The organism is Rhizobacter sp. P3_B12 (assembly GCF_056402895.1).
This window is the reverse complement of record NZ_JBFUGN010000137.1, coordinates 1-9,880: the sequence shown is the minus strand read 5'-3', so window position 1 is coordinate 9,880 and position 9,880 is coordinate 1. Positions and strand designations below refer to the sequence as shown.

Below are 9,880 nucleotides of genomic sequence, written 5' to 3'. Positions count from 1 at the left end.
ACGTCGGTGGCATCCCAGCCGGCCTGCAGGTAGTCGTCCAGGCGGCCGCTGCCCTTGGGCGGCAGCAGGTGGTAGCGGCGGCCCGGGTCGATGCCGTCCCAGCCGCGCGCGGCATAGACGCGCGACTTCGGCTCGCTGGCCATCAGCGCCAGCAGGTAGTAGGTGGCCGCCGGCGCCTTCGAGTCGCGCGAGATCACGCCCGCCCAGGAGCCGCCGGTGGTGTTGCCGACGCGGTTGGGACGCTCGGTCTTCACCCACCGGTGCCGGCCTGCGTCGTAGTACTCGAAGGTGCCGGGCAGTTGCGCCGAGCCCACCTTGCCGCGCACCCGGCTGCCCGGCTGCTGCGCGAGCGCGCCGAGGTCGCCCCAGGTGAGCGTGAGCGCGGCGCGCCCGGACAGGAAGTAGTCCCAGCCGCGACCGAGGTCCCAGTTGAGCATCTCCTTCGGGCCGAACTGCACCAGGTCGACCAGCATCGCGAGGGCGCGCACGTGGCCCGGGCTGTCCAGCAGGGGCTTCATGGTCTGCGGGTCGAACCAGTACAGGTGCGGGTTGTCCGGGCCGATCACGAAGGGCGCGGACAGCGACATGAAATGGAACATGCCCTGCGCCCCGGCGCGCAGCGGCAGCAGCAGGCCGTGGTCCGGCTCGCCGTCGCCGTTGAGGTCCTTGCCGTTGAAGTACGCGGCGATGTCGCGGAACTGCTCCCAGGTGGCCGGCGGCGCCAGCGGATAGCCGTGGATCTTCTGGAAGGCGGCCCGGTGCTGCGGGTCGGCCAGCAGGTCGCGCCGGTAGTACATCACCTGGCCGTCGTGGTCGTTGGCCACCATGTACTTGTGCCCGCCGAACTCGAGCAGGCTGCGCGGCGCCGGCAGCACCTCGGCGATGTTCCAGGCCGGGAAGCGCGGATCCTTGTAGTAGCGGTCGTACGGCACGAGGTGCTTGCCGGCGACCAGCTCGCCGAGCCACCAGGCGCCGGCGATGCAGGCGTCGTAGCGGCCGGTGCCGTTGGTCAGGTCGGAGATCAGCGTGGCGAACAGCTCCTCGTGGGGCCGCTGCACGATCTCGAGCGTGGCGCCGGTGGCGGCCTCGAATTCGGGCTTGATCTCCAGCACCGGCCCGCCGATGCCCTGGCCTTCGGCGACCAGCACCGTGACGTGCTGTCCCGCGAACGGGCAGCGGCCCGGCGTGCAGGGCGGGGCCACGCGGGGCGGCAGCACGTCGCCGGGGCGCACCACGGTCGTGTCGGAGCCCTTGGGCCGGGGCTGCGGCTCGGCGCCATACGCCACGCTTGCGCCGAGCAGACCCGCTGCGAACGCGTGGACGGCCCGCGCCGGCCAAAGCTTGCGACCCATGCTCGTCTCCTCAACGCACACCGCTGGGCGACTGGGATCTTGCGCCTTCGGCCGCGGGTCTTGAACCTTCGGCGGGACGTTTCCAGGGTAAACGAGGGTGTCGACTCCGGCATTGACAAGACGATGCATCGGCCCATCATCATTGCCTGCAGGGGGCGTCTCTCCGTCCGAGCGGAGAACCAGGAGAAGGCGAATGATCGACCGGCGCAGTGCACTCGCGTGGGGCGGTTCGTTGCTGTGGGCTGCGGCCCTGCCCGCGGCTCGGGCGCAGCCCCGCCATCGCATCGTCATCATGCCCAAGCTGGTGGGCATCGCGTACTACGACGCCGTCAAGACGGGCATCGATGCGGCAGCGCGCGAGCTGCCCGACATGGCGGTGACCTGGACCGGGCCGACGCAGGACCAGGTGGAGCGGCAGATCGAGATGATCGAGCGCCTGATTCCGGCGAAGCCCGACCTGATCGCGGTGGCGGCGAACGATCCGGTGGCCATCGTGCCGGTGCTGCAGAAGGCGCAGCGGGCCGGCATCCACGTCATCAGCTGGGACGCCGACAGCCAGCTGCGCGAGTTCTTCGTCAACCTGGTCGATTTCGAGGCCTTCGGCAGYCAGCTGGTCGACGCCCTGCGCGCCGAGACCGGCCCGAAGGGCGACATCGCCATCGTGACGACGAGCTTCGCGGCGCCGAACCAGAGCAGCTGGATCGATGCGATGAAGCGGGCGATCTACGCGCGCCATCCGGGGCTGCGCATCGTCGACATCCGCCCCGCCGGCGAGAGCACCGAAGAGGCCTACCGGATTGCCCAGGACTGCCTGAAGTCGCTGGCCGGGCTGAAGGGCCTCGTCGCGCTCGGGTCGCCCAACCTGCCGGGTGTCGCGCGCGCGGTGCGCGATGCCGGGCTGGCCGGCAAGGTGGCCGTGGTGGGCAACTCCACGCCGAACCTGATGCGCGAGTTCCTGAAGGACGGCACGGTCCGGACCGTGCTGCTGTGGAATGCGCCGGACCACGGCTACCTGACCGTGCATGCCGCGCGGCAGCTGCTGGCCGGCGGGCTGAAGGCGGGGCAGCCGTTCCAGGCCGGCCGGCTGGGCAGCTTCACGCCGCGCCGGGATGCGATCAGCCTGCAGGTGGCCTTGCCGGTGATGGTGTTCACCAAGGCCAACGTGGACCAGCACAATTTTTGAGCCCGCTGTGAAGATCGGCACGCGACTCAACCTGGTCTCGCTGGCGGCCATCCTCGTGATGACCGCCGCGGTGCTGGGTGCCGCCGTGTTCTTTCTCGAAGCGGAGCTGCGGCAGTCGCGCGAACGGCTGATGCAGCTCGAGCTGCAGGGGGCCACGCAGTCGATCCGGCAGCAGCTCAACCGCTCGGGCGTGGTCGCCGCCGCCAGGGAGGCCGAAGCGCAGCTGCTGCGGCTGCGCGCCAAGGAGGGCTTCGCGTCGGCGACGCTGTTCATCGTCGAGAAGAACGACAACCGCGTCGTCTACCACCCGGACTTCCACATCGGCGATCGCGTGGACTATGGCTTCGTCGACGAGATGATGCGGCGCCAGGCGGGCACGCTGGAATACAGCTACAAGGACGAGCGACGCATGGCCGTGTTCCACACGCTGGTGCCGGTCGACTGGCTGGTGGGCGTGGCCGTGGCGCGCCGCGAGGTGCAGGCGGCCCTGTTCGGGTTCATGGGCGCGATCGGCGGCATCACCTTCGCGGCCTTGTGCCTGAACGCGATCGCGGTCGGCCTGTTCGGGCGCTGGCTGTTGCGCCGCATCGGCGTGACGCTCGACTGCGTGCGGCGGATCGAGCACGGCGACATGACGGCCCGCATCGCGCCCGGCACGCACGGCGGGTCCGACGACGAGATCGGTGCCTTGCAGCGCAGCATCGACGCGATGGGCGAGCGCATCGAGCAGCGCACCCGCGAGCAGCTCGAGACACAGGAGGCGCTGCGCGCCAGCGAGGCGCGCGTGCGCCGGGTGGTCGAGTCCAGCATGATCGGCGTGTTCTTCTGGGACACCACGGGGGCGATCACGGAGACGAACGATGCCTTCCTGGAGATCGTCGGCTACGACCGCGCCGACCTGCACGCCGGCCTGGTGAACTGGGAGCGGCTCACGCCGCCGCAGCAGGCCGATGCCGACCAGCAGGCCATCAAGCAGCTGCGCGAGACCGGCCGCTGCCAGCCCTACGAGAAGCACTACATCCGCAAGGACGGGAGCCTGGTGCCGGTGCTCATCGGGGCCGTGTTGCTGAGCGATTCGATGCACCAGGGCGTGGCCTTCATCGTCGACCTCACCGAGCGCCGGCAGGCCGAGACCGACCGCCAGGCGCGCCGCGATGCGGAGGCGGCCAGCTCGGCCAAGAGCGAGTTCCTGGCCAACATGAGCCACGAGATCCGCACGCCGATGAACGCGATCCTCGGCATGTCGTACCTGGCGCTGCAGAGCGGGCTGAACCCGCAGCAGCACAACTACATCCAGAAGGTGCACGGCTCGGCGGAGTCGCTGCTGGGCATCATCAACGACATCCTCGACTTCTCGAAGATCGAGGCCGGCAAGCTCGACATGGAGACGATCGCGTTCAGCCTCGGCGACGTGATGGACAACGTGAGCAACCTGCTGGGGATGAAGGCGGACGAGAAGGGCCTGGAGCTGGTGTTCGCGGTGCCGCCGCAACTGCCGGCGGTGATGGGCGATCCGTCGCGCCTGGGGCAGGTGTTGCTGAACCTGGGCAACAACGCCATCAAGTTCACCGAGCGCGGCGAGGTGGTCGTGGCCATCGACGTGATCGAGCGGGACGACGTGTCGGTGCAGCTGCGTTTCGAGGTGCGCGACACCGGCGTCGGCATCGACCGCGAGCAGCAGCAGCGCCTGTTCGAGGCGTTCACGCAGGCCGACGCCTCGACCAGCCGGCGCCACGGCGGCACGGGCCTGGGGCTCGCGATCAGCCGCAACCTGGTGCGGCTGATGGGCGGCGAGCTGGCCGTCGACAGCGAGCCGGGTTGCGGCAGCCGCTTCCACTTCAGCGTGCGCTACGGCCTGCAGAAGGGGGTGGCCGCACGGCCGCCGGCACTGCGCCGGGACGGCCTGCGCGGCGGCCGTGCGCTGGTGGTGGACGACAACGCCAGCGCCCGCGACGTGATCGCCGCGATGATGGGCGCGCTCGGATTGACGGCCGATACGGCCAGCGATGGCCGGGACGCGCTGCGCCGGCTGGAGCATGYCGACGCGCACGACGAGCCCTACGACCTGCTGCTGCTCGACTGGAAGATGCCCGGCATGGACGGCATGGAGTGCGCCCGCCTGCTGTCACGGTCTGCCGGGCGGCGCCACCCGTTGCCGATGGTGCTGATGCTGACGGCCTTCAGCCGGGCCGACGCGCAGCAGCGGCTGGTCGAGCAGGCGCTCGCGGTCAGTGCGCTGCTCACCAAGCCGGTCACGCCGTCGACGCTGCTGGATGCCTGCAGCAAGGCACTCGGCCTGGCGGTGCACCATCCCACGCGCCTGGTGCAGCGCGAAGAAGACCTGGCCCGGCACCGGGCCGGCCTGAGCGGCGCGCGCATCCTGCTGGTGGAGGACAACCCCATCAACCAGGAACTGGCGCTGGACGTGCTGCGCCGCGCCGGCCTGGTCGTGAGCGTCGCCAACGACGGCCAGGAGGCGCTCGACATGCTGGAGGCCGAGCCGTTCGATGGCGTGCTGATGGATTGCCAGATGCCGGTGCTGGACGGGTTCGCGGCGACCCGGGCGCTGCGCCGGCAGCCGCGGCTGCGGGATTTGCCGGTCATCGCGATGACGGCGAATGCGATGGTCGGGGATCGCGAGGCCGTGCTCGCGGCCGGCATGAACGACCACATCGCCAAGCCGATCAAGGTCGAGGAGATGTTCGCGACGCTGGCGCGCTGGGTGCGGCCGGCCGAGCCGGCTGCGAAGCGGGGTTCGGGCTGAATTCACTGGAACCTGGCCTGTGGGGTTGCCGGCACAATGCCGGCATGCCGAATCCCGCTGCCGTCGACACCGTCCAGGCGTTCTGGCGCCTGATGGCGACCAACGATTTCTTCGCCGTGGCGCAGGTGCTGGCGCCTGGCTTCGTGCTGGAGTGGCCGCAGTCGAACGAGCGCATCCGTGGCGCGCAGGACTTCGCGCAGATGAACGCCGAGTACCCGGCCCACGGGCCGTGGCGCTTCACGGTCAACCGGCTGGTGGGTGGGCAGGGCGAGGCGGTGTCGGACGTGTCGATCACCGATGGCGTGCAGTCGGCGCGCGCGCTCAGTTTCTTCACAGTGGTAGACGGGCTCATCACGCGGCTGGTGGAGTTCTGGCCCGAGCCGTATGCGGCGCCTGCGAACCGGGCGCACCTGGTCGAGCCGATCGACCCCGCGACGTGAGGCCCCGTGTTCAAGCTGCTGCTGCGTTGCCTGTTCTTCATCGGGGGTGTCGTGCTGCTGAGCGACACCGCACTGCCGCTGCGCGATGAAACCCTGAGGGTCGACCAGCACACGAGCCACGTCAACGATGGCGAGTCGGCGCGCCGCGACAACCGCTCCGGCGACACCAGCTACACGCTGCACCTGGTGGGTGGGCGGGTGGCGAGTTGCTCGGTCGGGTATGCGGCCTACCAGCGGCTGAAGGACGGCGATGCGATCCAGGTGCAGGCGACGCGGCTGCTGCGCCAGTGCGTGCACATTGCGCGCGACGGTGAGCGGGTCGAGTCGAACCGCCACTGGCGCTGGATCGCGATGGTGATCGGCGGCGTGCTGATCGCGCTGGCGATCGGGTGGCTGCGGGCGGATGACGAGGATGGGAGCATCAGCCTGGCGTGAGGCCGATGCCGTGCATCGCCAGCGCTTGCAGTGACCGTCGATCTCCCGGTCGTGTCATTTCCGACCCGTGCCTGCGGCCACCAGGACGATACCGAGCATCATGGCGCCGAGGCTCCAGGCGATCCCGGTCAACGACCACGCGAGCTTGAGCCAGACGGCGCCGCCGATGCCCAGCAATCCGCCGATGACGGCCAGTGCCTGGCGCCACATCGGGAGAGGAGCCAGAACCTGCGCGATGGAATCGATGGCGCTTCGCTCCTGCAACTCGATGGGCTTGGCAGCAGCTGTCGTTCCGGCGGCGCGAGCCGCGTCGATCTGCCGTCCGGTCGCCCTGGCCGGGAAGCCGCAAGACGTGCAGTGATCGGCGTGTGGTGGATTGGCCCCCTCGCAGGCGAAGCATTGCCACGCATAGGTGCGCTCCGAGTTCGACAAGCTGAACCTCCCCTGGTCAGAATCAGTTGGCGAACGGGCTCGTGCACCACTGCTGTTCGCAGGGCACGCCATCATTGTTGCCGTCCATCTTCGTGTCCGGGCAATTCTTCAGGAAGAACTTCGCTTCACGGCCGGCGCCGGTCCACGACGATGTCGCTGCGCCCTTGCGCGCCGATGCGGTACCAGGTGATCACGAGATCGTCCGCCGAAAACAGCGCAACGTCCGCGGCCAGGCCACTGCGCTCGCGATCCAGCAATGACGGTGATCGCCACGGACCGGCCGCTGCTGTCGAGGCCAGCACCGGGCTATCGATGCCGCCTTGCGAGACGTTCCAGACGGCCACCGCGGAGCCTGTCCCGCCACTGGCCAGGCGCGGCAGCACGGGATAGCCGGTGTCGTAGCGGGCGATCAATGCAGGGGTACTCCAGGCTCCCTGAGACACATCGAAGCGGGCGCTCCGGATGCTGCTTGGCGCGATGGCGTCGCTCAGCCCGGTCCAGATGAGGGTGATCGAAGACGAGTCCGTGGGTACCCATGCCAGCTCGCGCAGTGTGGGGTCCTCGCCGGTGTCGACGCGCGTCGGTGTGGCGTCCCAGGCACCTGCGGTCAAGCGCTTCGACTGCAGCGCCGGGTAGCCGCTCGGCGACCCTTCGAACCACACGGCAAGCCACCCGTCCGGACCGGCGGAAATGATGTCGTACGCGGCATGCAGCGCGTCGCCGCCATCCACGGCCTGGGCCGCCTCCCAGTACGCCGTGGTGGCGCCGTGTCGGGAGCTCATCAGCGTTTGCGGCGCCACCACCGCCGCGCCCGATGGCGCCAGCGCTTCGGTCCAGATCAGGGTCAGCGAGCCGTCCGCGCTCGCGGCATGCCGCGGAGCCCCCATGACCGTGCCGGCCGGCGCAACCGCGACGAGAGCCGGGACCGACCATTCGCCGCGCGCCGACCTCTGGGCCGACATCAGTTCGGACTCGCCGGTCACGCTCGCCTGTTGCCACACGGCCGACGCGCGGCCATCCTTCAGCGGAATCAATTGCAAGTCGCCGGCGGTCGGGGCCCGGGTGACCAGGTCGGTTCTCCAGGTGCCGGGGACCTGGGTGGCGAAGTGCACCGCGGACCCGTTGCCGGCGTGGTCGCTCCACGCGGCGACCGGTGTCGAGCCCGCCATCACGATCTGGACATCCCGCACGACGCTTTCGACCGGCACCGAGACGCGGCTGCGGACGATTCGTCCCGACGGGTCCACATTCGCCGCAAAGACGGTTTCGCCGGCCGGGGCCGATTCGGTCCAGGCGATCCACGCCGATCCGTCCGGGGCGGCCGCGACCCGCGGCGCCAGAATCATCGGCAGCGACTCGATCGTGACGTGATAGTTGTCGGCCGGGGTGTCGCCGCCGCCACAGGCGAACACCGCGCACGCGGCCAGCAGGAGGGAGGTGGCTCTCAGCGCGCGAGGCAGCATGGTGGGGGCGGTGCGTTGGCGGAAGCTCAGGGATTCGAACCCTTATCTAAACCATTCTTCTGTGGTTTGAGGGGGTGCAGGGGGGCGCTGCCCTGTGGACAACCTCTCCTTGCTCGATGCACAACTGTGCGACCAATGTGGAAGGCGTGGGATTCGAACCCACGGAGGACTCGCGCCCTCGCCGGTTTTCAAGACCGGTGCCTTAAACCACTCGGCCAGCCTTCCAAACTTGAGTCTAACCGGGACTTGAACCGACCTTCTTCCTCACAGTGGCGAACAGGCGACTAGTCGCACAGTAGAGCCCACGAACGGAATCCGGCGATGGTCGGCACTCGCCCTGCTGTCCGCGGTGTGGGCCGGATTCGCGCTGACCCTGGCCGGGCCGGTGAAGCCTGCCTGCACGAGAGACCCTCTTCCTGAACTCGACGCAGCACCTCGAGCTTCAGTCCCTGATCGTAGTTGGTTCGCTTCTTCGTCGTCACGCCCTTTGCACCATGAGCGCTGTATGCAGCAACCCACTTCCTCAGCGAGTCGAAGCCCACGCCGTACGCCTCAGCTGCGGCCCGCAGACAGGCAACCGAGACGTTGACCCCGCTGCGTTGAAGTTCGATGCGGATGTCGGGCTGCGGCTTCGGGGCGGGCAGTTGCAGGGGGACGAACTCAGGGGCCGGCGGTGCAGACGTCGTCGAGGTCGGTAACGGGGCGAGCAGCAGCGCTCCGCGCTGCTCTGCCTCGTTCACCGATCTGCGCAGCAGGTTCGCATTGATGCCGTTGGCCATCGCCACGGCTGCGCTCGACATGCCAGGTTGCTCGCAGGCCGCCACGAGCTGCGCCTTGAACTCGGCGCTGTGCTTGCGCCTTCGGCGGCGGCCAGCCGCCTTCACTACAGTAGCGTCCACGTGTCCACGGAGAAGTTAAGTGGAGTAGAGCCTCCTATGGCTGCGACCTCAGATCAAGATGACTTGGCCGGACGCATACCACGGCCTGGGCCATACCGTGCATCTTGAGCTGGCGCAGCATGATCACGAGGGCCGCCACCGCAGGGTCTTGCGTGGGTCAGTTCTGGATGGAAATCAACAGTCTCGCTACTGGCGCTCGCGGGGAGGTCTTTGGAAGCCCCTGCAGGCGGTATTCAAAGACGTGCAATCCACTCTCGCTAATGTCAGCCCTGCATGGCGCTTCTCCGAAGGGCGAAACCTCGCTCGTCAGCTTTCCCAATCGCCCACGCCTGGACGAAGCGTCTTCCTCATTTCGGCTGCCAGCGCCAAGGCAGCATCTGCAAAGTGCTCCAGCTTTTCGATTCGCTTGAGCATCGCTGTCTGCTGGGCCTCTTCCTTAGCCTTGGGAAGCCCGTCTGCGACGAACCTGGAAACGCTCAGCTCGACAGTGACGTCTAAGCCGCCCTTGACAGCCTCTGCAAGCCACAACTTCACAGAATCGGCCGACCTCTCGGCCGCGGCGCTGAGTGCGTAGCGGATCAGCTCTCTCGCTGAGTGATCGAGGCCAATGGCAAACTCGAAGAGCTTCTTCTCATCCTCCGTGGCGCCGTCAAGCTCTTCGTCACGTGGGACGTGGGAGAAAAATCTAAGCTCATCTTCGTCATCCACACCTAGGGATGAGCTGATCAATTCAATGTCTGGAGCCGACAGCTTCTCTGCGAATGCATTGCACCGCGGCGAGCGCACGTTTGCGTGGATTTCGAATGATTGGCGAGCTCGTCTTAACCTTCAGGGCGCACTGACCCCTGCAGGCCTGAGCAGCGGCCTCTTGGCGATCATGAGGTTGGCCAGCGCGAACAGGCTGTACATGCG

The 9,880-nt window shown here is 68.3% G+C and carries 10 protein-coding genes and 1 tRNA gene; 4 read left to right on the top strand and 7 right to left on the bottom strand.

The annotated features are described in order from the left end of the window. Positions 1 to 1,352 (bottom strand): ABC transporter substrate-binding protein (locus AC1D01_RS10230; protein ID WP_477865926.1); only part of this gene is annotated, 1,352 nt, incomplete at its 3' end. Between the two features lie 193 nt (positions 1,353 to 1,545). On the opposite strand from AC1D01_RS10230, the gene AC1D01_RS10225 reads away from it, so the two are divergent. The 4 genes from AC1D01_RS10225 to AC1D01_RS10210 are packed head-to-tail and all read left to right on the top strand — an operon-like array spanning position 1,546 to position 6,174. Beyond that, positions 1,546 to 2,535, top strand: a complete 990-nt coding sequence (locus AC1D01_RS10225; protein ID WP_477865925.1) for a substrate-binding domain-containing protein — start codon at positions 1,546 to 1,548, stop codon at positions 2,533 to 2,535. 7 nt (positions 2,536 to 2,542) lie between these two features. Then, a complete protein-coding gene (locus AC1D01_RS10220; protein ID WP_477865924.1) occupies positions 2,543 to 5,299 on the top strand; it encodes a hybrid sensor histidine kinase/response regulator in 2,757 nt (918 codons plus the stop codon). Positions 5,300 to 5,343: 44 nt separating this feature from the next. Next, the gene (locus AC1D01_RS10215) at positions 5,344 to 5,739 is read left to right on the top strand and encodes a nuclear transport factor 2 family protein (protein WP_477865923.1); all 396 of its coding nucleotides are present in this window, start codon (positions 5,344 to 5,346) and stop codon (positions 5,737 to 5,739) included. Positions 5,740 to 5,745: 6 nt separating this feature from the next. Then, positions 5,746 to 6,174, top strand: a complete 429-nt coding sequence (locus tag AC1D01_RS10210; protein ID WP_477865922.1) for a hypothetical protein — start codon at positions 5,746 to 5,748, stop codon at positions 6,172 to 6,174. A gap of 54 nt (positions 6,175 to 6,228) precedes the next feature. On the opposite strand, the gene AC1D01_RS10205 is transcribed toward AC1D01_RS10210, so the two are convergent. The 6 genes from AC1D01_RS10205 to AC1D01_RS10180 all read right to left on the bottom strand — a co-directional run bounded on the left by AC1D01_RS10205 (position 6,229) and on the right by AC1D01_RS10180 (position 9,676). Then, positions 6,229 to 6,606, bottom strand: a complete 378-nt coding sequence (locus AC1D01_RS10205; protein ID WP_477865921.1) for a hypothetical protein — start codon at positions 6,604 to 6,606, stop codon at positions 6,229 to 6,231. A gap of 22 nt (positions 6,607 to 6,628) precedes the next feature. After that, positions 6,629 to 6,718, bottom strand: coding sequence for an excalibur calcium-binding domain-containing protein (locus AC1D01_RS10200; protein WP_477865927.1), 90 nt, complete (start codon positions 6,716 to 6,718; stop codon positions 6,629 to 6,631). Between the two features lie 13 nt (positions 6,719 to 6,731). Then, complete coding sequence (locus AC1D01_RS10195) at positions 6,732 to 8,069, bottom strand: hypothetical protein (protein ID WP_477865920.1); 1,338 nt, start codon at positions 8,067 to 8,069, stop codon at positions 6,732 to 6,734. A gap of 138 nt (positions 8,070 to 8,207) precedes the next feature. Further along, a tRNA-Ser gene (locus AC1D01_RS10190) sits at positions 8,208 to 8,294 on the bottom strand. Positions 8,295 to 8,353: 59 nt separating this feature from the next. Next, positions 8,354 to 8,953 (bottom strand): transposase, encoded by a 600-nt coding sequence (locus AC1D01_RS10185; RefSeq protein WP_477865919.1) that lies wholly within the window; start codon positions 8,951 to 8,953, stop codon positions 8,354 to 8,356. Positions 8,954 to 9,274: 321 nt separating this feature from the next. Continuing rightward, on the bottom strand, positions 9,275 to 9,676 hold the full coding sequence (locus AC1D01_RS10180) for a hypothetical protein (protein ID WP_477865918.1): 402 nt from the start codon (positions 9,674 to 9,676) through the stop codon (positions 9,275 to 9,277). Between the last annotated feature and the right edge of the window lie 204 nt (positions 9,677 to 9,880).

Excerpts from the sequence above, each read along its gene's own strand:
- AC1D01_RS10215 (WP_477865923.1), top strand. The coding sequence starts at position 5,344 with ATGCCGAATCCCGCTGCCGTCGACACCGTCCAGGCGTTCTGGCGCCTG.
- AC1D01_RS10195 (WP_477865920.1), bottom strand. The coding sequence starts at position 8,069 with ATGCTGCCTCGCGCGCTGAGAGCCACCTCCCTCCTGCTGGCCGCGTGC.